This is a genomic window from Klebsiella sp. C360 (assembly GCF_048822415.1).
Classification (GTDB): Bacteria; Pseudomonadota; Gammaproteobacteria; order Enterobacterales; family Enterobacteriaceae; genus Klebsiella; species Klebsiella quasipneumoniae.
The window spans coordinates 51,888-74,010 of record NZ_JBMEZZ010000001.1; the positions used below are offsets into that span (position 1 = coordinate 51,888).

Here is a 22,123-nt window from a genome sequence, read left to right on the forward strand (position 1 = left end):
CGTGCCACCCGCGAAGAATGGCGGCGCATTGCCCGCCAGGGGGCGATATTATTTTTTCTCCTCCCGCGCCGGCGCGGTTTATTTCCCCGCTTGCACCATTATGCATCACGCTGCACATTGAGCAGGCAGCGGTCGCCCCAGTTTCGCGCAAAATAACCTGTCTGCATAAAATGGCGTTATTAAATTACAGCTATTGTTTTTAAATTGTTTACGCAAAGTATCCTGATAATCACTTTAAATTCCATATCGTTAATAACGCTGTATAGTTTTTTTAAACTTAAAGACCAAAAATTTACTAATTGCCTCTGAAAGCATCCTGCCAGCATAGTGTATTCGCACGATGAACACCGGCGGCTCCCCATTAATGCACAGCCGAGCCGCTTTCATTTAGGTTAATTATGACGAGTGAAATAGCCCATGACGTTTAACTGGAACTACATGTTAAGTCTGCTCAGCGATGCCGATTTTTGGTGGGCCACCTGGACCGTCATTAAATTAAGTCTGCTGACCTGGGGCTGCAGTATTGTGCTCGGATTTATTCTGGCGCTGGCTAAACAGTCGCCGCGCGGCTGGTTATCCACCCCTGCCCGGCTGTATATCTGGTTATTTCGCAGTATGCCGCTGCTGGTCCTGCTGATTTTTGTCTACAACATGCCGCAGGCGCTGCCCTCCTTCGCGCCGGTGCTGAACGACCCCTTCTGGGCCGGCCTGCTGGCGATGGTCCTCAGCGAAGCGGCCTATATCGCCGAGATCCATCGCGGCGGGCTGCTTTCCATCCCCCGCGGACAGAGTGAAGCCGCGCGGGCCCTGGGTTTGCGCTACGCCGGGATCCAGTGGCGGGTGATCATTCCCCAGGCGCTGCGCGTCGCCCTGCCGGCGCTGGCCAATGAGTATATCGCCATCGTGAAGCTCAGTTCGCTGGTGTCGGTGATCTCCCTGACCGAAATATTGATGGTCGGCCAGCAGCTCTACTCGCAGAACTTTCTGGTCATGGAGACCATGACCGCCGTGGCGTTTTATTACATCTTTATCGTCACGGTGTTCGATTTTCTGCTGAAACGGCTGGAGAACTACCTCGATGTCACCCGACGCGACACCGCCCGGCCGGTGGATGCCGAGATGCAGCAGTTGGCGACCGCCCGCCGCCCGGCGATGGCGCGCAGCGTCTCCCAGGGCCATGAGCCGGCGCTGCAGGCCTCTAAGCTGCATAAGGCCTACAACAACGTCGAAGTGCTGGGGGCGGTGAGCCTGCAGATCCAGCCCGGCGAAGTGGTGTCGGTCATCGGCCCGTCGGGCTCGGGAAAAACCACCCTCATTCGCCTGCTGAACGGTCTTGAGCAGATCGACAACGGCGAAATTCAGATTAACGGCCAGCCCTTTATTCATCTCGACCGCCAGGGGCAGCAGAAGCCGCGCTTTATGGAGAATGCCGAACACCGTCTGAATATCGGCATGGTGTTCCAGAGCTTCAACCTGTTCCCACATCTGACCGTGTTCGGCAATCTGCTGCTGGCCCCGCGCTATCACCATCTGGCAAGCGACGCGGAGCTGCGCCAGCACGCCTGCGAGCTGCTGCACAAGGTGGGCATGCTGGAACACGCCTGGAAGTATCCGCACCAGCTCTCCGGCGGTCAGCAGCAGCGGGTGGCAATCGCCCGCGCCCTGATGATGCGTCCGCAGATCATGCTGTTCGATGAGCCCACCTCGGCGCTGGATCCGGAAAAAGTGAATGAGGTGCTGCAGGTTATCGAATCCCTGGCCCATGAAGGCATCACCATGGTCATCGTCACCCACGAGATGAACTTCGCCTTCAAAGTGTCTGACCGGATCGTGTTTATGGAGAAAGGCCGGGTGGTGTGCGATGACACGCCGCAGGCGATGCGCAGCGGGCAACACCCGCGGGTCGAGGCCTTTCTGAAAGATGTTTCTCTGGCTTAACTATCGGGACGTGAAGAGGAAAAACTATGATTGCGCAGTGGCAAATTGAGCAGTTTCATCAGCAGGGTTATCTGGTGGTCGAAGGGGTGCTTTCCGCCGCCGACATCGCCACTCTGCAGAGCGATTTTGACGGCTGGGTCGAGGAGAGCCGCCGCCACGCGTCGGCGTGGGGGGAAACCCTCGACGGGCGGCCGCGCTTCGATATCGAGCGCGACCATGCTCCCGACCATCCGTCGCTGCGCCGGGTCGCCTCCCCGACGGAGATCTCCGAGGCGTATCGCCATACTGCGCTCAACTCGCGGATGGCGACCATCGCCGCGCAGCTGATCGGCGGCAGCGGCACCCGCTTTCACCACAGCAAAATTAACTCCAAGCTGCCGCACACCGCCACCGAGGTGAAATGGCATCAGGATTTCCTCTTCACCCCGCACAGCAATGACGACATCATCACCGCCCTGCTGATGGTCAGCGAGGTGACGCCGGAGAATGGCCCGCTCAACGTGGTGCCGGGCAGCCATCAGGGGCCGCTGTGGTCCCACTGGCAGGAGGGGCGCTTCACCGGAGCGGTGGATGACGAGGTGGTGACGACTCACTGCCAGCAGCCGCAGGCCTGTTTTGGCCCGGCGGGCTCAGTCTGCTTTATGCATACCCGCCTGCTGCACGCCTCCAGCCCCAACGAAACCGCCCTGCCGCGCACCCTGTTCATCAGCGTCTACGCCGCCGAGGATGCGCTGCCCTTCGGCGAAACCCCGCTGCCGAGCCGCCATGCCGGCCAGCTGGTGGCCGGGGAAGAGAGCGGTCTGGTGCGCAGCACCGATAACCAGCTTCGTCTGCCGCAGAAGCCGCGCGGCGCTTCGTTTTTTGTTCAGCAGGCCGGTGCCGATCGCGCCAGCATGTAATTCGCCCACACTCCGGAGGTTTTATGACACGCTTTTTCGCACCACGCCCGCTGGCTCTGCTGCTCTGCGCAGCGGCTGCTCTGACATCCTTTAGCGCACTGGCCTTTCAGCAAAGCGGCAAGATCACCGCCGGTTCGGATATGACCTTTTTTCCTTACGAGTACATGGAAAACAATAAGCCGGCCGGTTTTGACATCGAGCTGCTCGATGGTCTGGCGAAGACTATGGGCCGTGAAGCAGTGAATATCGATACCCGCTTCCCCAACCTGATCCCCGGGCTTCAGGGTGGGCGCTTCGATATCACCAACTCGTCGATGTACATTACCGCCGAGCGCCTGAAGGTGATCGACATGGTGCCGTACCTGAAAAGCGGGGAAGCGATCCTCGCCCGTAAAGGGAGCGACTATCAGCCAAAGACCCCGGAAGACTTCTGCGGGCATAAAATCGGCTCGATGGGCGCCACCTCGTGGCTGGCGCAGTTGCAGAAGCTTTCCGCCGACTACTGCGTGAAGAAGGGGCTGAAGCCGATTGCGCTGAGCGTCTATACCACCGACCCGCAGACCACCCAGGCGCTGCTGTCGCGCGCAGTGGATGCACAGATCACCGACGCCGCCGTGGCGCGCGGAGTGGTGGAAAAGCTGGGCGACCGGGTGGTGATCGCCTCTGACACCCTGATCTATCCGGTGCTGAACGGCTTTGGCGTTAAAAAAGGCAACACTGAGGTGAAAACCGCCCTTGAAGAGGCGCTGAAAAAATACAGCACGACGCCGGAATACGCCGCCCTGCTGAAGAAATATCACTTCCAGGCGCCGACGGCAGAGGATCTGCAGACCCTGATGCCAAAAGCGGAGTAATGCCCATGCGCGATACCGATGAAGAGCAGATCCGCATCGACCTGGCGGCCACCTTTCGCATCATTGCCCATCTTGGCATGCATGAGGCGGTGGCCAACCATTTCAGCGCCGCGCTCTCCGCCGACGGGAAGACGTTTTTACTGAACCCGAAGTGGAAACACTTTTCGCGCATCCGCGCCAGCGATCTGCTGGTGCTGAACGCCGATGATGAAAGCTGCGCCGCGCGCCCTGACGTCGATGCCACCGCGTGGGCTATTCACGGGCAGATCCATCAGCGGCTGCCGGACGTGCGGGTGGTGCTGCATCTGCACCCGGTGTACACCACCAGCCTCGCCTGTCTGGCGACGCCGCAGATCCTGCCCATCGACCAGAACACGGCCCGCTATTTTAACCGGGTCGCCGTCGATACGCTGTACGGCGGGATGGCGGACACCGCGGCAGAAGGGGCCCGGCTGGCGGGGCTGCTGGCGGATAAACGCCGTCTGCTGATGGGCAACCACGGGGTGCTGGTGACCGCCCCGACCATCGGCGAAGCGTTCGACGATATCTGGACCCTCGAGCGCGCCTGTCAGATCCTGATCACCGCCTGGTCAACCGGCCAGCCGCTGAAGGTGCTGTCAGACGCGGTGGCGGAAAAAACCGCCCAGGACTGGGAGAAGATTGCCGATTTCTCCCGGCAGCACTTTGCCGAGATGAAGCAGTTGATGATCGACCTCGATCCCTCCCTGGTGGACTAACCCCGCGCCAGCCCGGGTCAGCCCGGGCCGTCGCTGGCCGCCGCCAGCAGCGGCACGATGATATCGCTGAGCGGCGTCGGTATGCCGTGCTGACGCCCGCGACGCTGCACCACCCCGTTACGAATATCCCACTCCAGCGGTCGGCCATGCAGGCGATCGATCAGAATAGAGGTGCTCAGGTCGGCAGGCGCCCGATGAAAACCGGCGATGATCTCCTCCGGCACGCTGTCGCTCAGGACGGCCCCTTCCGCCCGCGCCACCTGCAGGCATTCGCGCAAATAGGCCAGTCCGAGAGCGGTGATCTCCTCCCGGGCGAACATCCCGGCGCGTCGTCCGGTCAGCACCATCAGTCCGGCGACGGCGTTCTGCAGCAGTTTACGCCAGGCCACGGTGGTAAAATCGGCCGCCAGCTCCACCGCGCAGCGGGTTCCCGCCAGCGCCTGCTGCACCCGCTCCGCCCCCGGCAGGTCCGGCAGCGTCAGTCGCGGCGCGGCGCGCAGCCAGACGGAAGCATCGGCGTCGCGCTGCGCCGGAAACCAGACCACCGACGGCAGCACCGTCGCGCCGCCGGTCAAAGGGGCAAACTGCTGGCGCTGCTCGACGCCGTTTTGCAGCACGCATACCACGGTGTCCGGCGAGCACAGGGCCGTCAGCCAGGGGGCGATGGCCTCCGTCTGGGTGGCCTTCACCGCGACAAACACCAGGTCGAAGGGGGCGGCTATCGCCGTTGGGTCGGTGAGCACCGGGCCGGGGACCACGATCTCACCCTCATCAGTGCGCAGCACCAGCGACGAATGGGCAGTGCGCCCGCAAACCACCGGCGCCTTTCCCACCGCAAACAGGGCGGCGGCGATAGTCGTGCCGATGGCGCCGGGACCAATTAGTGCAACCTCAGGAAATGCTGTCATGCCGAAGACCTCCTCATCATTCACCGCCCTGCGCGGGCAAAGATTGCCCTCCACAGTAGCGAGAAAGCGCGGAGGTCGGCAAGCGGGATGTCGGGAAAAGCGATGCGCCTTCCCCGACGGAGGGCTAGTAACGCACGCAGACCGATTTGGTTTCGCACCAGCCGTCGAGCCAGTCCGGGCCGAAATCGCGACCGGTACCGGACTGCTTCATGCCGCCGAACGGCAGGTTGGCGTCAATCAGGGTATGGCTGTTGACCCATACCGTCCCGGCCTGCAGGCGGTCGGTATAGTTGAGAGCCTGGGTCAGGTCGCGGGTCCAGACGCTGGCGGTCAGGCCGAAATCGCTGTCGTTGGCCAGGCTCAGCGCCTCCTCGCCGTCAGCCACCCGCACCAGGTTCACCACCGGGCCAAACACCTCCTCGCGGGTAAGGCGCAGCCCGGCGTCCGGGTTGACCACCAGCGTCGGCGGAATATAGTACCCCCCGGCATCCGGCCCGGCGCTGCCGCTGATAAGCTCCGCCTTCTGCTGGCGGGCCTCTTCGAGGTAGGCCGCCACCTTGTCGCAGTGGGCCCGGGAGACCACCGGGTTGATCTGCGCCGTCTCCTGCATCCCCGGTCCCACCTGCAGCGATTTCACCGCCTGCTCGAAACCGCTGACCAGGGTGTCAAACAGCGGCGCTTCAATGTAGATCCGCGAACTGGCGGCGCAGACCTGTCCCTGGTTGAGGAAGCTGCCGGTCATCAGCCCCTCAATGACCCACTGGGGATCGGCGTCTTTGAGCACAATCGCCGGGTTCTTGCCGCCCAGCTCCAGCGTCACGCGGGTCAGTCGGTCGGCGGCCACCCGCGCAATCTGTTTCCCGGTGGCCGTCGAGCCGGTAAAGCTCACCTTCGCCACCTGCGGATGCGAGGTCAGCGCCGCGCCGCAGCCGGCGCCGCTGCCGGTGACCACGTTGAACACCCCGTCAGGAATGCCCGCCTGGGTCGCCAGCTCCGCCACCCGCAGCAGGGTCAGCGGGGTGGTTTCCGAGGGTTTGATGACGATCGAGCAGCCCGCCGCCAGCGCCGGCATCACCTTCCACATACCGATCATCAGCGGGAAATTCCACGGAACGATGCCCGCCACGACCCCCACCGGCTCTTTTTTGGTCCACGCCTGGTAACGGGCCCCTTGCGGGAACGGGATCGAGACGTCCAGCGTCCGGCCGCTGATTTTGGTGGTCAGCCCCGCCGTGTAGCGCATCCAGTTCAGGGTGCAGCCGACCTCGAAGGCGCGGGAGATGGCGATGGATTTACCCTGCTCAAGGGTCTCCAGCTGCGCCAGCTCCTCGCCGTGCGCCTCCACCAGATCGGCAAAGCGCAGCAGGATGCGCTCACGGTCGGCCGGGGTGCGACCGGCCCAGCGGCGATCGACGAAGGCGCGCCAGGCGGACATCACCGCCCGGTCGACATCCGCCGGGCTGGCGTCGGCGGTGGTGGCGATCGCCTGCCCGGTGGCCGGATCCCAGACGGTTAACCGGTTTTCGCTCTGCGCGGCGCAGGGAGCGCCGTCGATATACAGGCCATGCTGACGGTCTAAAAACTGCTGGACGCTGGCAAGCAGCGCTATCTGAGAGGTGGACATACCCTTTCCTTATTCTTCGCGGATAGTGCTTTCAGTCTATGTCCGGTTGGCGGCTGGCGCTTTTTTCTCTGTGACATTCGTTTGCGCCGCTGTGACAGTCGCCGCAATTCCGTCGCCTGCCCTGACAGAAATGTGCCGCAGGTAATAGTTCTTTCATATACCCGCCATCGCGCCCTTGCCTGAGGCGGCATAAATGCAACAATGCAGAAACATTATTATTACAGGAGAACGGCGAATGATGACCACGGCTGAGGGGGGGCTGGCCTACCAGCGCTGGCTGGCGACGATCAATCAGGTCTGCGGCCATTTCGCCGCCCGGCCGCTGGAGGGACGCTTTCACGGCGACATTGACGCCCGCTACGCCGGCAGTCTCAAGGTCAGCACGGTCACCGCCGCCGGCGTCAATCTCTACCGCACGCGCAATGAGATCAAACGCGATAACGACGCCTGGTTCTATACCGTGTTTCAGCTCGCCGGCGAAGCGGTGATCGAACAGGACGATCGCCAGGTGACCCTGGCGGCGGGGGATATCACGCTGATCGACGCCGCCCGCCCGTGCTCTATCGTCTGGCAGCAGACCTCGCGTCAGGCTTCGCTGTTGCTGCCGCGCCAGCGGGTGGCGCCGACGGGCGAGATCGCTACCGCCTGCCGGCTGGACAAGTCTCTGCCGATGGTGCAGCTCAGTCAGCGCCTGCTGCTGGAGAGTATGGGCGGCACGACGCTCTCCGCCAGCGAGAGTGAGGCGGCGCTGGACGCGATCGCCTGCCTGTTGCGCCCGGTGCTGCGCCAGCGCGAGCCGACCCCGTCCCGGCGGGACCAGCAGTTTCAGAAGATCATTGCGTTAATCGACGCGTCCATTCAGTCGGAACACCTGCGGCCGGAGTGGCTGGCCAGCGAGACGGGAATGTCGGTGCGCAGCCTCTACCGGCTGTTTGCCGACAAAGGGCTGGTAGTGGCGCAGTATATTAAGAACCGGCGGCTGGATCTGTGCGCCCGGGCGTTACAGAACGTCCATGACGACGAAAAGCTGGCGGGGATCGGCTACCGCTGGGGCTTCAGCGACCACAGCCATTTCTCCACCGCCTTTAAGCAGCGCTTCGGCGTCTCGCCGGGCGAATACCGTAAGCGCTGCCGCTAACTATTTGCGCAGCCATTGGCCGTTCAGCCCCTGAACGTACTCGCCGGGCTGAGCGCGGGCCACCAGCTTCTGTCCGGCCATTTTCGCTACCTCATCCACCGGCAGATTGTTGTCATCCGCCAGCTGCTGGTAGCTTTCACTGCGCGCGGCGTTAATCTGCTTCACCAGCGCCAGCGTCTCTTTATCCTGACGCAGCGGCGCCAGATAGCCGTTCAGCGTCTCCCCCACCCGCCCCTGCTGGCGCGCTTCGTTCAGGGTCAACGCCAGCGCGGGCGCGCTGAGCAGAGTCAGCGCCAGCGCCGCGGTTAACAGTCGTTTTCTCATCGTCGCCTCAGAACAAATCGCTGCGGGATTTCAGCAGGTTTTCCACATCCTTATCGACCTTGATATGGATCTCATGCTCAATTTTGACATTCATATTGATGGTGATGGGCTCTTTCGACGCCGCAATTTCGATACGCGGCGTACAGCCGGCGAGCAGCATCGACGCCACTATGGCCAGTAACAGCTTCTTCATTTAGGTTCCTTACATGTCTTACCGTCCGTACAGCGCCGCACGGGCAGCGTGGCATTTTGCTCAAGCCACGCCTGTAAATTGTCGCCGAAGCGTAAACTGCGCCACAGATCGAAAATATTCTCCTCATGAGCGTAGTTTAAATGCACGGTACTGCTTTTCCCGTCCACCCGGCTGGTGCCGTTGATGGCGGCCTTAAGCGTCAGCACGCCCAGATTGTTGAGGTTAATCTGCGTCGATGAACGGGAGATCTCCATATAGCGCAGCCAGTTGATCGCCGCCCCGGCGGAGACGTTGTCCGCCACCAGCGCATCGGCGGTGTCTTTATCGAGCCGCAGCGTCATCGGTCCGTCATTGCGCAACCAGCCGTCGTGGATAATCCATTGATTATTCTCCAGCCACAGCGGCAGCGCGCCGCTCACCGCCCCGGACATGGCGAACTGCTTCACCTTGACCGCGCTGGTCAGTTCGCTGCTGGAGATGTGCTGCAGACGGATCAGCGCCGGGTCGCGCTGCGGCATGCGCAGCTGCAGCAGGGTCAGCTTGCCGCCTAACAGGTCGACGCTGACGTCGCTAAGCTGCAGCGGATTGGCCTCGCTCCATGGCCAGGTGCCCTGCAGGTCCGCCGTCAGGTTGCGCGCGGTGACCTGGTTGACGATTTCGCCAATGCGCAGGGAGACCGGACGGCGGGTGCCCAGCTGCCAGTGGCCATCGCTGAAGCGGAACGGCAGAACGAAGTCGACGCCATTGATCTGGTTATCCGGCATCCAGGCGCTGCCGCCCTTCAGGACGCCATGACCGCCCGCCTCAAATCCCTGCCCGGCTGCTGCCGAGAAGGCCACCTGCGCATAGAGACTGCCTTCGCGCAGGTTCATCTTCCAGTCCGGCGGCACCAGCGGCTGGAATACCGTCAGCGACTGTTTTGGCCACCAGGCTTGGCCGCGCAGCCGTTCGCCATCCCAGCGCCCGGTCAACCGCACCGGGCCAATGGTATCGGCGTGCAGCGCGCCGGTGAACTGGAACCACGTCGGATCCCGGCCGTCGACAGCGAATTTCAGCGTCGACGCCGGGAGATAGCTGCCGCCGGAGAAGGTGGTTTTTGCCGCATCCAGCGACAGCGCGCCGGTCAGCCGCGGATGCTCAGCGTCGCGCAGCCAGCGAATCGGCTGCTCGAGGGTCAGACGCGGCGTGCTGACCCGCATCGTGCCGTACTCGAGCTTATCGAAGCCAGTGGAGAGGCTGCTCAGCGTAATGGCATTGTCCCGCCACTCACCGCTGCCCTTCACATCCCAGCGCGCCTGCATTGGCGTGAAATGCCCCTCGCCCCAGTAGCGCCACTGCCAGCGGCCGCTGTCGGGCAGAAAATCGTTCGCCAGGCCGTCCAGGTGCAACGTAAAGTCGCCCATCTGCTGCTCATGGGCGCGGAGGATCGCCTGCAGGCGGCCATCGACGCCCTGCTGGGTGACCTTCACCCCGGCCAGCGGCCAGCGGATTTCGTCAATGTTCAGCGCGTCGATCACCCGCCCGCGCGAACGCAGTAGCGCCCCGGGGTGAAACGCCAGCTGCGGGCTGACCAGCGACCCGCTGAGCTGGGCCGGCAGCGCGGCGTAAAAGATCATCTCCCCCAGCTTGGCCTCGCCGGTGAGCCGCAGCGGCAGGTCGCTGTTATCCATGCTTAACTTGCCCGGACCGATATTCAGCACCGCGTTGCCTTTGCCGGCATGCCCCTCGGTGAGCACGTTTAAGCGGCCGCTGACGATCATCTGTTCCGTGCCCTGCTGCCAGTTACCGACCGACAGCGCCACGCGGCCGCTCAGCGGATACGCCTCGTAGCGGGTGCGCCAGCGGCCGTCGCTGATGGTGATCCGTTCCGGGGTGATCTCCCACGGCAGGTCGAGAATGGGCTCCACCTCGCCGCGCGGGGTGACCAGCAGCTGGCCGCGATTATGCTGCCACGCCAGCTCGGCATCGATCCATTCTGCGGTCTGCGGAAATTCGAAGGTACCCTGCATCTGGCCATCGACCGGCAGGCCATCCGGCACCAGCGGCAGATGGAAGGTCCCCACCAGCTTCACCGGCGGCTGATCGTCAGTCAGCCGGGCGCTGAACTGGCTGACAGTGAGCGCCTGACCGCGCAGGCGCGCCTGCAGGCTCAAATCGTTCCCGGCGAAGCCGATATCCTGCTGCGCAGGCGTCAAGGACATCACCAGCCGCCCCTGCCATTTTTCCCACGGCGACAGCCGCAGGTTCTCAATGGTTAACCAGCTGTAGGGCAGCATTGATTGCCATTCGGCGAGGGTGCGCGGCGCCCCCGGCGCGGGATCGCTGGCCGGCAGTTTGCTCAGGCAGGCGCTGTTGATCTCCAGCTGGCCAATATGCAGCCGCCAGCGGCTGGGGCGCGAGAGACGGGCATCGGTCACCCGGGCGAGTTCACAGTCGCCCACCAGATAGCGCAGATCGGGGATCAGCAGGGCGGAGCGCGTAAGACGCGGGCTCTCCTGCAAAGCGATATGAGTCCCCACGGGCAGCCAGATGCCCGCCAGCGTCGGCACCCAGTGGGTCAGCGTCAACAGCAGGGTTAGCGGCAGTAACACCAGCGCTAACACCAGCGCGATGGCGGCTTTATATTTACCCTTCATGGGCAGTTAATATCCTGATTCAACATAAGTAAAAGCCGAAAGGCGCCCATTGTGACACGTTCGACCAGTGAGTGAAAGTTTGCGACCTGTTAAAGCATAGTTGCCAGCCGGTATCGCGGCGCGGCGATCGCTCGTCACTATTTAGCTTTTGTTTAAGCGCTACCTGCCACACTCCAGCCAGTTCGGTTTTGCTTGCGGGAGAGACAGTGTCGTTAATTATCTCGCTCATTGAGAGCGCACAGGGCCACTATCCATTGGTATTACTGATGGTTTTCCTGCTCACTTTCACTAAATCCTGCGCGCTGGTGTCGCTGGCGATCCCGGGCACCTCCGGCCTGCTGCTGCTGGGGACATTCGCTTCCGCCAGCCTCGGTCATTTCCTGTTAATGTGGTCCAGCGCCAGCCTCGGCGCCATCGGCGGATTCTGGCTCTCGTGGTGGTTAGGCGTTCGCTATCGTCACCGCCTCACGCAGTTGCGCTGGCTGACCGCCGAGCGGCTGGCCCGCAGTCGACTCTTTTTTCAGCGCCGCGGGCTGTGGGCGGTCTTTTTCAGTCGCTTCCTCTCTCCCCTGCGCGCCACCCTGCCCCTGGTCAGCGGCGCCAGCGGCCTGCCGCTGTGGTCGTTTCAGCTGGCTAACGTCACCTCCGGTCTGCTGTGGCCGTTTCTGCTACTCTCCCCCGGTGCTTTAAGCCTGAGTTTGTGGTGAAAAAACTTTGTCTTTCAAAGAGATTCCGCAAATCCGCGATATGCTCTAGAATTAGGATAAGCACCTGCTATTTAAACTATTTTTTAATAATTGTACGATTATTTTAAATATACTACCGTGACGTTATAATCACTGGAGAAAAGTCTTATGAAAATCGCGGTTTACAGTACGAAGCAGTACGATAAAAAGTACCTGCAGCACGTTAATGATACCTACGGCTTTGAACTGGAATTCTTCGACTTCCTGCTGACAGAGAAAACCGCCAAAACCGCCCACGGTTGCGAAGCGGTATGCATCTTCGTCAATGACGACGGCAGCCGTCCGGTGCTGGAGGAGCTGAAGGCTCACGGCGTGAAGTATATCGCCCTGCGCTGCGCCGGGTTTAACAACGTCGACCTCGAGGCGGCGAAAGCGCTTGGCCTGCGCGTCGTGCGCGTCCCGGCCTACTCACCGGAAGCGGTCGCTGAACATGCGATCGGCATGATGATGTCGCTTAACCGCCGCATCCACCGCGCCTACCAGCGTACCCGTGATGCCAATTTCTCCCTCGAAGGCCTCACCGGTTTCACCATGTACGGCAAAACCGCCGGGGTGATCGGCACCGGGAAAATTGGCGTGGCGATGCTACGGATCCTTAAAGGCTTCGGCATGCGTCTGCTGGCTTTTGACCCGTACCCAAGCGCCGCCGCGCTGGAGCTGGGGGTGGAATATGTTGACCTGGCCACGCTGTACAAGGAGTCGGACGTGATCTCCCTGCACTGCCCGCTCACCGACGAAAACTACCATCTGCTCAATCGCGAGGCCTTCGATCAGATGAAGGACGGGGTGATGGTGATTAACACCAGCCGCGGCGCGCTGATCGATTCCCAGGCGGCCATCGATGCCCTGAAGCACCAGAAAATCGGCGCGCTGGGGCTGGACGTTTATGAGAACGAACGCGATCTGTTCTTCGAAGACAAATCCAACGACGTGATCCAGGACGACGTCTTCCGTCGCCTCTCCGCCTGCCACAACGTGCTGTTTACCGGCCATCAGGCGTTCCTCACCGCCGAGGCGCTGATCAGCATTTCGGAGACCACCCTGGGCAATCTGCAGCAGGTCGCCAACGGTGAAACCTGCCCGAACGCTATCGTCTGATTCCTTTCCCTTTTGTGCTCCTCTCCCCGGGGGAGCACATTCAGATAATCCCCACAGATCCCCGCTGCGATACCGTTACACTGGCTTTGTTTTATTAGTAATGTGAATGTTTTGGAGTAAAAATGAACAAATTTGCGGCATTACTGGCGGCAGGGTTGCTGCTGTCCGGCTGTGTCTATAACAGTAAGGTGTCCACCGGCGCGGAACAGCTACAGCATCATCGTTTCGTGTTGACCAGCGTCAACGGCCAGGCGGTGAACGCGGGCGACCGGCCGCTGGAGTTGAGCTTCGGCGAGAAGATGGCTATTACGGGCAATATGTATGTTTCGGGCAATATGTGCAACGGCTTCAGCGGGGAAGGTAAGGTGTCGGACGGCGAGCTGAAGGTTAAATCGCTGGCGATGACCCGGATGCTGTGCCACGATGCCCAGCTCAATACCCTTGACGCGACCATTGGTAAGATGCTGCGCGAGGGCGCGCAGGTCGATCTGACGGAAAACCAGTTGACGCTGGCGACCGCCGACCAGACGCTGGTCTATAAACTCGCCGACCTGATGCACTAGCCGGCGTGGTGAACCCGCTGCGGGGCTGCCATTAATAGCCGCAGCTTCCGCCCGCCAGCGCCTGCTCGCTGCAGCGTTTACCGTTCGGCAACGCGCACATGCCGATCGCCGAACCATCGAGCTGACGAGCCACCGATAACGAGCCGCCTATCATGGCGCAGTTGGCCTGGCCGGCGTCGCTCATCGCCGCCCGCATTCCTGGCGTGACGTGCGCCGCCGTGGCCTGCTGAACGGGTTCACTACTGCACGCCGACAGCAACAGCGCCGCACATCCCACTAATATCGCAGCTCGCATTTTCTCTCCCCTCGGAAACGTCTTAAAAAGCAAACCCAAGAATAATAGGCAGCGTGGCGCGCGGCGTCGAGAGGGGAAGTACGTATTTATGCGTCTCATTAACATTTTCTAGCAAATTTCTGCCTAAAGGTTGATCTCCCCCGGGTTCGCCACCGGACAATCGCTAGCCTTCACGCCCTGGAAAGCCACTTTCTCCGCGAACCGCGCAAAATATTGATCTGGTCACGGGTGGCCGCCGCATTGAGGACACAAATGCAAAAATGGCGGCATCAACGGTTTGCTAAACTACCTCTTATATAATTACAGGGCGCGTCGCGGTTTTACGCGTCCATTCTTTTGCGCAATGTAAGGGTGTCTTCCTATGATTACTATTGATGGTAATGGCGCGGTCGCTTCCGTCGCGTTTCGCACCAGTGAAGTTATCGCCATCTACCCGATCACGCCCAGTTCAACGATGGCGGAACAGGCCGACGCCTGGGCCGGCAATGGGCTGAAAAACGTCTGGGGCGATGTGCCCCGCGTGGTCGAAATGCAGTCGGAGGCAGGCGCCATTGGCGCCGTACATGGCGCGCTGCAGACCGGCGCCCTCTCCACCTCCTTTACCTCATCGCAGGGCCTGCTGCTGATGATCCCCACGCTGTACAAACTGGCCGGCCAGCTGATGCCGTTTGTCCTGCACGTCGCCGCCCGCACTGTCGCCACCCACGCGCTGTCGATTTTCGGCGACCATTCCGATGTGATGGCGGTCCGCCAGACCGGGTGCGCCATGCTGTGCGCCAGCAGCGTTCAGGAAGCGCAGGATTTCGCGCTGATCTCGCATATCGCCACTCTGCAAAGCCGGGTGCCGTTTATTCATTTCTTTGATGGTTTCCGCACCTCGCACGAAATCAACAAAATCGCCCCGCTGGCGGATGACACGATTCGCGCCCTGCTGCCGCAGGAAAAAATCGCTGAGCATCGCCAGCGCGCACTCAATCCGGAACACCCGGTGATCCGCGGGACCTCGGCCAACCCTGACACCTACTTCCAGTCGCGGGAGGCCACCAACCCGTGGTACGACGGGGTTTATGATCATGTCGAGAAAGCGATGGATGACTTCGCCGCCGCCACCGGCCGCCAGTACAAACCGTTTGAGTTTTACGGCCATCCGCAGGCGGAGCGCGTCATCGTCATTATGGGCTCGGCCATCGGCACCTGCGAAGAGGTGGTCGATGAACTGCTGAGCCGCGGCGAGAAAGTCGGCGTGCTGAAGGTCCGCCTCTATCGTCCGTTCTCCGCCGCCCACCTGCTGGCAGCGCTGCCGGAGAGCGCCCGGGCGGTGGCGGTGCTGGATCGCACCAAAGAACCTGGCGCGCACGCGGAGCCGCTGTATCTCGACGTGATGACCGCCCTGGCGGAAGCCTTTAACCGCGGCGAGCGCGAGACGCTGCCGCGGACCATCGGCGGCCGCTACGGTCTCTCTTCCAAGGAGTTCGGTCCGGAATGCGTGCTGGCGATATTCCATGAGCTGCAGGCCGCCCAGCCGAAGCCGCGCTTTACCGTCGGCATCTATGACGACGTGACCAACCTGTCGCTACCGCTGGGCGAAAATACCCTGCCGGCAGAGGCCAAGCTCGAAGCGCTGTTCTACGGCCTCGGCAGCGACGGCAGCGTGTCGGCCACCAAAAACAATATCAAAATCATCGGCAACTCCACCCCGTGGTTCTCCCAGGGGTACTTTGTCTATGACTCGAAGAAGGCGGGCGGCCTGACCGTCTCCCATCTGCGGGTCAGCGAAAAGCCGATTCGTTCTTCGTATCTGATTTCGCAGGCCGATTTCGTTGGCTGCCACCAGCTGCAGTTTATCGATAAATACCAGATGGCCGAGCGGCTGAAGCCCGGCGGCATTTTCCTGCTCAACACGCCGTACAGCGCCGATGAAGTCTGGTCCCGCCTGCCGCAGGAAGTGCAGGCCACCCTGAATCAGAAAAAAGCGCGTTTTTACGTGGTCAACGCGGCGAAGATCGCCCGCGAATGCAGCCTCGGGGCGCGCATTAATACCGTGATGCAGATGGCCTTCTTCCATCTGACTCACATCCTGCCTGGCGACAGCGCGCTGGCGGAACTGCAGGCGGCCATCGCCAAAAGCTACAGCAGCAAAGGTCAGGAGCTGGTGGAACGTAACTGGCAGGCGCTGGCCCTGGCCCGCGAGTCCCTGGCGGAAGTGCCGCTGCAGCCGGTGAATGCCAGCAGTCCGAACCGCCCGCCGGTGGTCTCCGACGCCGCGCCGGATTTCGTCAAAACGGTCACCGCCGCCATGCTGGCCGGCCTCGGCGATGCGCTGCCGGTCTCCGCCCTGCCGCCGGACGGCACCTGGCCCATGGGCACCACCCGCTGGGAGAAACGCAACATCGCCGAAGAGATCCCGATCTGGAAGGAAGCGCTTTGCACCCAGTGTAACCACTGCGTTGCCGCCTGCCCGCACTCGGCAATCCGCGCCAAAGTGGTCGCGCCCGAGGACATGGAGAACGCCCCTGCCAGTCTGCACTCACTGGACGTTAAATCCCGCGATATGCGTGGGCAGAAATACGTTCTGCAGGTCGCCCCGGAAGACTGCACCGGCTGCAACCTGTGCGTGGAAGTGTGCCCGGCAAAAGATCGCCAGAACCCGGAGATCAAGGCCATCAATATGATGTCGCGCCTGGAGCATGTGGAAGAGGAGAAAGTGAATTACGATTACTTCCTCAACCTGCCGGAAATCGACCGTAGCAAACTGGAGCGGATTGATATCCGCACTTCGCAGCTGATCAGCCCGCTGTTTGAATACTCCGGCGCCTGCTCGGGCTGTGGCGAAACACCGTATATCAAACTGCTGACCCAGCTGTATGGCGACCGGATGCTGATTGCCAATGCCACCGGCTGCTCATCCATTTACGGCGGCAACCTGCCCTCGACCCCGTACACGACCGACGCCAACGGCCGCGGCCCGGCGTGGGCCAACTCGCTGTTTGAGGATAACGCTGAATTCGGGCTCGGCTTCCGCTTAACCGTCGACCAGCATCGCCAGCGCGTGATGCGCCTGCTGAGCGAATTCGCCGACCAGCTGCCGACAGAGCTGAACGCGGCGCTGCATGCCGAAGCGACGCCGGAAGCGCGCCGCGAACAGGTGGCGGCCCTGCGTCAGGTGCTGGCCGGCGTGCAAGGCGCTGAAGAGCTGCTGACCGATGCCGACGCGCTGGTGGAGAAATCCGTCTGGCTGATCGGCGGCGACGGCTGGGCCTACGATATCGGCTTCGGCGGTCTGGACCATGTGCTGAGCCTGACGGAAAATGTCAACATTCTGGTGCTGGATACCCAGTGTTACTCCAACACCGGCGGCCAGGCGTCAAAAGCCACCCCGCTGGGAGCGGTCACTAAGTTTGGCGAGCACGGTAAACGCAAGGCGCGCAAAGATCTTGGCGTCAGCATGATGATGTACGGTCATGTCTATGTGGCGCAGATTTCGCTGGGCGCGCAGCTGAACCAGACGGTGAAAGCGATTCAGGAAGCGGAAGCCTATCCGGGGCCGTCGCTGATCATCGCCTACAGTCCTTGCGAAGAGCATGGCTACGATCTGGCGCTCAGCCACGATCAGATGCGTCAGCTGACCGCTACCGGCTTCTGGCCGCTCTACCGCTTCGACCCGCGTCGGGCGGAAGAAGGTAAGATCCCGCTGGCGCTGGACTCCCGCCCACCGTCAGACGCCCTGACTGAGACGCTGCTCAATGAGCAACGCTTCCGTCGCCTGAATGCGCAGCAGCCGGAAGTGGCGGAGCAACTATGGAAAGACGCGGCCGCCGACCTGCAGAAGCGCTACGACTTCCTCGCCCAACTGGCGGGCAAAGCGGAGAAATCACCGAGCGAGAGCTAAGGTTATTTTTCCTCCCGCAGTCATAAAAAAAGCCCGAACATAAAGTTCGGGCTTGTCGTTTTACCGATAAACAAAATCATTCCGCAGAATGAGACGGCAAATAAAAATGCTTGGCATGACAATAAAGGCATATAACGCGCGAATAATACGCGATCAAACTGAATATGTATAATTTTTATTTTGTATATTATTTGTAGATATATTCACCATAATTATCACCATTACTTCAGACGTATTTTATTTAGATTTTACTTATATCGTAACAATTGAGTCTTACCATATCTCAGACCGCTCCTTTAGCATGAGTTCACTTCCTTCCCGGAAGCTAGAACATAAAAACAGTTAAAGGAATTTCTTCATGAAAAGAAAAGTACTGGCCCTCGTTATTCCGGCTTTATTAGCCGCTGGCGCTGCGCACGCGGCGGAAATTTATAATAAAGACGGAAATAAATTAGATGTCTATGGCAAGGTAGACGGTCTGCACTATTTCTCCAGCGACTCGAAAAAAGACGGCGACCAAACTTACGTTCGCTTTGGCTTTAAAGGCGAAACCCAGATCAACGATATGCTCACCGGTTACGGCCAGTGGGAATACAACGTTCAGGCCAACAATACCGAAAGCGCCGGCGATCAGGCGTGGACCCGTCTGGCCTTCGCCGGTATCAAAGTGGGCGATTACGGTTCTTTCGACTATGGTCGTAACTACGGCGTGCTGTACGACGTCGAAGGCTGGACCGATATGCTGCCGGAGTTCGGCGGCGACTCTTACACCTATGCGGATAACTTTATGGCAGGCCGCGCCAACGGCGTCGCGACCTACCGCAACAGCGATTTCTTCGGTCTGGTGGATGGTCTGAACTTCGCCCTGCAGTATCAGGGTAAAAACGAAGGCCAGAACGCCCAGGATATCAACGTCGGCACCAACAACCGCAGCAGCGACAGCGATGTTCGCTTTGACAACGGCGACGGTTTCGGTCTCTCCACCTCCTATAACTTCGGCATGGGCATCAGCGCGGCTGCGGCCTATACCTCTTCTGACCGTACCAACGACCAGATGACCCAGACCAACGCCCGCGGCGATAAAGCCGAAGCCTGGACTGCCGGTCTGAAGTACGACGCCAACGATATCTACCTGGCGACCATGTACTCTGAAACCCGCAACATGACCCCGTACGGCAATGACGGCGTGGCCAACAAGACGCAAAACTTCGAAGTCACTGCTCAGTATCAGTTCGACTTCGGTCTGCGTCCGGCTATCTCCTACCTGCAGTCCAAAGGCAAAGATCTCTATAATACCGGCAGCTACGCCGATAAAGATCTGGTCAAATATATGGACGTCGGCGCCACCTATTACTTCAACCGTAATATGTCCACCTACGTTGATTACAAAATCAACCTGCTGGATGACAACGACAGCTTCTACAAAGACAACGGTATTTCTACCGACAACATCGTCGCGCTGGGCCTGGTTTACCAGTTCTGATGCGCCAGCCCGCCGGTTCCGGCGGGCTTTCTCTCTCTTTGCATCGCAGCAGCTAAAACAAAACAATATATCCCACAGCTTAAAATAGCCGTCCGTTTAGTGATATAGTCGTGCTCAGTCAGTGCCTGCCCGAGGACGTCCATCATGCATCATCACCCGGTAAAATCTTCCCGAATTATCTCTGTCGCCTATGATGACGCCTCCGCCACGCTGGAAATCTGTTTTTATCACCAGCCGCCGTTGCAATATACCGGGGTTCCACCGCGTATTTTTCGTGACTTTTTACAGGTGGTGTCAAAAGGCCGATTTTATGACGGCGTGATAAAGGGAAAATTCCCCGAACGCAAGCCACGTTAATGTCAAAGTGTGACTGCGGTCATGATACAAAACGTGCCATAATGCCGTACAATATGAGGGGATACTTAAACAGGAGGTTTTATGAGCAGAATGATTCTTGTCCCCATCGATATCTCTGATAAAGAATTTACTGAACGCATTATCAGTCACGTTGAATCGGAAGCGCGGATTGACGACGCTGAGGTCCATTTCCTCTCCGTTATCCCTTCCCTGCCTTATTATGCCTCACTGGGAATGGCCTATACCGCCGAACTGCCTGGTATGGATGAGCTGCGCGAAGGGACGGAAACGCAGCTTAAAGAGCTCGCGAAGCAGTTCTCTATCCCGGAAGATCGGAAACATTTTCACGTTGCCGAAGGGTCGCCAAAGGATAAGATCCTGGCCCTCGCCAGGTCGCTACCCGCCGACCTGGTGATCATCGCTTCGCACCGGCCGGATATTACCACCTATCTGCTGGGCTCCAACGCCGCCGCGGTGGTCCGCCACGCCGAGTGCTCGGTGCTGGTCGTTCGCTAACGCCTCAGCCCGCCGCCCGGCGGGCTTTTTATTTTTACTTCTGCCCCTGCCCGCAGCGGAAAGTGCCGGAAAGATGCTGACATTCCGCCCCTGAATCCGTACCATACACGCCACGGTTGTCTGTCAGACCTCATTAATTGCTACGCGACAGCGCCACGTTGTCCAGCGGCTGGCAGAACGCGTGCTCTTCTGATGCCACACTATGAATTGAGCCACTATTACATGCTGCAAAATCAAGAAATCAGCAAAAATGTACAACATCAATAAGTTGTGCTCCCCAACCAACTGAATTTATTTTGTATTTACATACAGCCAGCCCCCCACACCGCCGGCCGCTGGTCCTGGCACCTGAATCCACCCGGGAATGGATGAGGCAGGCTATTCGAGGAAAAGAGGTGAATGAGATAATTGCAGATGGTGCGGTACCTGCTGATCATTTCACATGGCACCCCGTTTTCCGAGCGGTGGACAACGTTAGGAATCAGGGGGCGTAATTGATTGAGGCTATTAAAATCCAATAACCTGATAATACCCGCACTATGCTGAAAGCAGACCTTGGTGTTCTGATTGCCTTTTGCATCGGGAATGCCCTCAAAGCGCATAAGTTAAGGAAGTTGCTCAGGCTCCGACGGCATCTTTAGGGCTGGTTGATAAAAAATCAAAATTGTGAACTACTTTCATCGATAATAAATTCAACGTAATAAAAAACCGCCGGCGCGAGTTTCAATCAGAAGTCATCTATTATCACGTTAAGATAGGTAAGATAACGCAACTGTACCGATCAGCTACTCTTTGAAACCAGGCTTGCCATTCCTGGCCCGCCATTCTTTCACTTCCTTAACAACCCTTTCCGGACTATCCTCTCGGCCCTTTGGAGGATAGAAAATTACATCAGCACCATCAGGGTGTTCAGTGATACGTTCAAACTCTAAAACATTTTGCACATCTTCATCTTCGGTTGTATTATCCGGATTAAATATCTTTTTCACAAAAGCTAAAAACTCAGATTCGGTGTAATCAGAAATGCTTTTTTTATTGTCCATCATTAACCACCATTGCTTAGTGAACTTCGACATGGCTTTTTGTGCATCATAACTCGCCAGTTCTCAATACCATACGCATCACCGGTATTTTAATAGCTTTTGCGTGTTCTAATTCATGTTTAAGCCTTCCCCCGACATGCTCATTTTACGAATGAACGACCATGTTTCTAACTTGATACCCCCTAAGCTAGCTTGTCAAACCGCTCAGTTAGCTCAGTGGTATCAGAAACCGCCTTCCTGAAAGCTCTCCGAATGAATGAAAGTTCGAAAACTCACAGCCACGAAATTTTTCAGCAATCACACTGGGAACAGGAGAGCCTAACTCGTCTCCATTTTTTTTTCAGCCAACCATGACTAACCTGCTCCCCTTAACCAGTGATTTTGCCAGGTAAATCTCTAGAGCTTGCCAACATAACATCACTTGGCTCGACTCCCATTGCAAGAGCATCAGGCTGCTAGATCTCTCAGTACACAAAATCCAGGTAGGCTAGCAGTATTTACGGTTGAGATGGACGAAATCTTATTGTTCCACGCGCAATGCCTGGCTTTCCGGGCTCATACTTGCATTTTCTCATTGCTGATCTTGTTTCTCTAAAAAAGATCTCAGCACCAGTTGTCTCAACAGAAGTTACTTCCCCTTTTTCATTTACTGAGGCAGCGTAATTTACAGTGCCACTAATCCGATTAGCCATGGCAGAAACTGGATAATAAGGATTAGGGCAACTTATCCGCACAGGCACCACTTCTTCTTTATTTCCTGCAGCAAGTGCCAAGTTTGATATAAGAACAGCGCAAACCAGAAGTAATGTTTTTTTCATAACCGATACCAATTGTTGTTTTCCTTATGTCTATAGATCCCTAATACGCCTTTTTCATGCAACG

General features: G+C 59.0%; 20 protein-coding genes and 1 pseudogene. 13 read left to right on the plus strand and 8 right to left on the minus strand.

The window, feature by feature from the left end:
• The first annotated feature begins 417 nt into the window (after nucleotides 1-417).
• Genes ACOI7D_RS00235 through ACOI7D_RS00250 form a run of 4 tightly spaced genes read left to right on the plus strand, consistent with a single transcriptional unit; the run spans nucleotide 418 to nucleotide 4,428 of the window.
• Nucleotides 418-1,938: an amino acid ABC transporter permease/ATP-binding protein gene (locus ACOI7D_RS00235; protein ID WP_023289441.1), complete on the plus strand. Its 1,521-nt coding sequence runs from the start codon at nucleotides 418-420 to the stop codon at nucleotides 1,936-1,938.
• Between the two features lie 26 nt (nucleotides 1,939-1,964).
• Nucleotides 1,965-2,837 carry a phytanoyl-CoA dioxygenase family protein gene (locus ACOI7D_RS00240; RefSeq protein ID WP_109547422.1) on the plus strand — a complete coding sequence of 291 codons (873 nt, stop codon included), beginning with the start codon at nucleotides 1,965-1,967 and terminating at the stop codon, nucleotides 2,835-2,837.
• 23 nt (nucleotides 2,838-2,860) lie between these two features.
• The gene (locus ACOI7D_RS00245) at nucleotides 2,861-3,691 is read left to right on the plus strand and encodes an ABC transporter substrate-binding protein (RefSeq protein ID WP_109547423.1); all 831 of its coding nucleotides are present in this window, start codon (nucleotides 2,861-2,863) and stop codon (nucleotides 3,689-3,691) included.
• 5 nt (nucleotides 3,692-3,696) lie between these two features.
• A complete protein-coding gene (locus tag ACOI7D_RS00250) occupies nucleotides 3,697-4,428 on the plus strand; it encodes a class II aldolase and adducin N-terminal domain-containing protein (RefSeq protein WP_032452631.1) in 732 nt (243 codons plus the stop codon).
• 17 nt (nucleotides 4,429-4,445) lie between these two features.
• Here the strand turns inward: ACOI7D_RS00250 and ACOI7D_RS00255 are convergent, their stop codons facing one another.
• Together ACOI7D_RS00255 and ACOI7D_RS00260 are read right to left on the minus strand one after the other, a co-directional pair.
• Nucleotides 4,446-5,336, minus strand: coding sequence for an oxidoreductase (locus ACOI7D_RS00255; protein WP_109547424.1), 891 nt, complete (start codon nucleotides 5,334-5,336; stop codon nucleotides 4,446-4,448).
• 124 nt (nucleotides 5,337-5,460) lie between these two features.
• Nucleotides 5,461-6,960, minus strand: coding sequence for an aldehyde dehydrogenase family protein (locus tag ACOI7D_RS00260; RefSeq protein ID WP_109547425.1), 1,500 nt, complete (start codon nucleotides 6,958-6,960; stop codon nucleotides 5,461-5,463).
• 235 nt (nucleotides 6,961-7,195) lie between these two features.
• On the opposite strand from ACOI7D_RS00260, the gene feaR reads away from it, so the two are divergent.
• Nucleotides 7,196-8,098: a transcriptional regulator FeaR gene (feaR, locus tag ACOI7D_RS00265; protein WP_048334936.1), complete on the plus strand. Its 903-nt coding sequence runs from the start codon at nucleotides 7,196-7,198 to the stop codon at nucleotides 8,096-8,098.
• Here the strand turns inward: feaR and ACOI7D_RS00270 are convergent, their stop codons facing one another.
• The 3 genes from ACOI7D_RS00270 to ACOI7D_RS00280 are packed head-to-tail and all read right to left on the minus strand — an operon-like array spanning nucleotide 8,099 to nucleotide 11,251.
• Nucleotides 8,099-8,422 (minus strand): YdbL family protein, encoded by a 324-nt coding sequence (locus tag ACOI7D_RS00270; protein WP_023289434.1) that lies wholly within the window; start codon nucleotides 8,420-8,422, stop codon nucleotides 8,099-8,101. It lies immediately after the preceding gene.
• Between the two features lie 7 nt (nucleotides 8,423-8,429).
• Entirely contained in the window at nucleotides 8,430-8,615 is a 186-nt protein-coding gene (locus tag ACOI7D_RS00275) for a YnbE family lipoprotein (RefSeq protein ID WP_004204017.1), read from the minus strand.
• A complete protein-coding gene (locus ACOI7D_RS00280) occupies nucleotides 8,612-11,251 on the minus strand; it encodes a YdbH family protein (RefSeq protein WP_109547426.1) in 2,640 nt (879 codons plus the stop codon). Before ACOI7D_RS00280 ends, ACOI7D_RS00275 begins: the two co-directional genes overlap by 4 nt.
• Before the next feature lie 206 nt (nucleotides 11,252-11,457).
• Between ACOI7D_RS00280 and ACOI7D_RS00285 the strand changes: the two genes are divergently transcribed.
• The 3 genes from ACOI7D_RS00285 to hslJ all read left to right on the plus strand — a co-directional run bounded on the left by ACOI7D_RS00285 (nucleotide 11,458) and on the right by hslJ (nucleotide 13,658).
• Nucleotides 11,458-11,958 carry a DedA family protein gene (locus ACOI7D_RS00285; protein WP_023289432.1) on the plus strand — a complete coding sequence of 167 codons (501 nt, stop codon included), beginning with the start codon at nucleotides 11,458-11,460 and terminating at the stop codon, nucleotides 11,956-11,958.
• Between the two features lie 147 nt (nucleotides 11,959-12,105).
• On the plus strand, nucleotides 12,106-13,095 hold the full coding sequence (locus tag ACOI7D_RS00290; RefSeq protein ID WP_032452619.1) for a 2-hydroxyacid dehydrogenase: 990 nt from the start codon (nucleotides 12,106-12,108) through the stop codon (nucleotides 13,093-13,095).
• A gap of 122 nt (nucleotides 13,096-13,217) precedes the next feature.
• A complete protein-coding gene (gene hslJ, locus ACOI7D_RS00295) occupies nucleotides 13,218-13,658 on the plus strand; it encodes a heat shock protein HslJ (RefSeq protein ID WP_004204013.1) in 441 nt (146 codons plus the stop codon).
• A gap of 31 nt (nucleotides 13,659-13,689) precedes the next feature.
• Here the strand turns inward: hslJ and ACOI7D_RS00300 are convergent, their stop codons facing one another.
• The gene (locus tag ACOI7D_RS00300; RefSeq protein ID WP_008805145.1) at nucleotides 13,690-13,953 is read right to left on the minus strand and encodes a DUF333 domain-containing protein; all 264 of its coding nucleotides are present in this window, start codon (nucleotides 13,951-13,953) and stop codon (nucleotides 13,690-13,692) included.
• Between the two features lie 361 nt (nucleotides 13,954-14,314).
• Here ACOI7D_RS00300 and nifJ point away from each other — a divergent pair, with 361 nt between their 5' ends.
• From nifJ to ACOI7D_RS00325, 5 genes and pseudogenes are all read left to right on the plus strand, one after another.
• Complete coding sequence (nifJ, locus tag ACOI7D_RS00305) at nucleotides 14,315-17,842, plus strand: pyruvate:ferredoxin (flavodoxin) oxidoreductase (protein WP_109547427.1); 3,528 nt, start codon at nucleotides 14,315-14,317, stop codon at nucleotides 17,840-17,842.
• A gap of 358 nt (nucleotides 17,843-18,200) precedes the next feature.
• Nucleotides 18,201-19,325, plus strand: coding sequence for a porin OmpK37 (gene ompK37 / locus ACOI7D_RS00310; RefSeq protein WP_044522574.1), 1,125 nt, complete (start codon nucleotides 18,201-18,203; stop codon nucleotides 19,323-19,325).
• 144 nt (nucleotides 19,326-19,469) lie between these two features.
• Nucleotides 19,470-19,682, plus strand: a complete 213-nt coding sequence (locus ACOI7D_RS00315; RefSeq protein ID WP_023289427.1) for a KTSC domain-containing protein — start codon at nucleotides 19,470-19,472, stop codon at nucleotides 19,680-19,682.
• Between the two features lie 81 nt (nucleotides 19,683-19,763).
• A complete protein-coding gene (gene uspF / locus ACOI7D_RS00320) occupies nucleotides 19,764-20,198 on the plus strand; it encodes a universal stress protein UspF (RefSeq protein ID WP_023289426.1) in 435 nt (144 codons plus the stop codon).
• A 326-nt stretch (nucleotides 20,199-20,524) separates the two neighbouring features.
• Nucleotides 20,525-20,692, plus strand: a pseudogene (locus tag ACOI7D_RS00325) (SOS response-associated peptidase); the annotation flags it as partial.
• 291 nt (nucleotides 20,693-20,983) lie between these two features.
• On the opposite strand, the gene ACOI7D_RS00330 reads toward ACOI7D_RS00325, so the two are convergent.
• Complete coding sequence (locus ACOI7D_RS00330) at nucleotides 20,984-21,244, minus strand: bacteriocin immunity protein (protein WP_162543132.1); 261 nt, start codon at nucleotides 21,242-21,244, stop codon at nucleotides 20,984-20,986.
• A 494-nt stretch (nucleotides 21,245-21,738) separates the two neighbouring features.
• Nucleotides 21,739-22,059: a TonB family protein gene (locus ACOI7D_RS00335; protein ID WP_109547428.1), complete on the minus strand. Its 321-nt coding sequence runs from the start codon at nucleotides 22,057-22,059 to the stop codon at nucleotides 21,739-21,741.
• Between the last annotated feature and the right edge of the window lie 64 nt (nucleotides 22,060-22,123).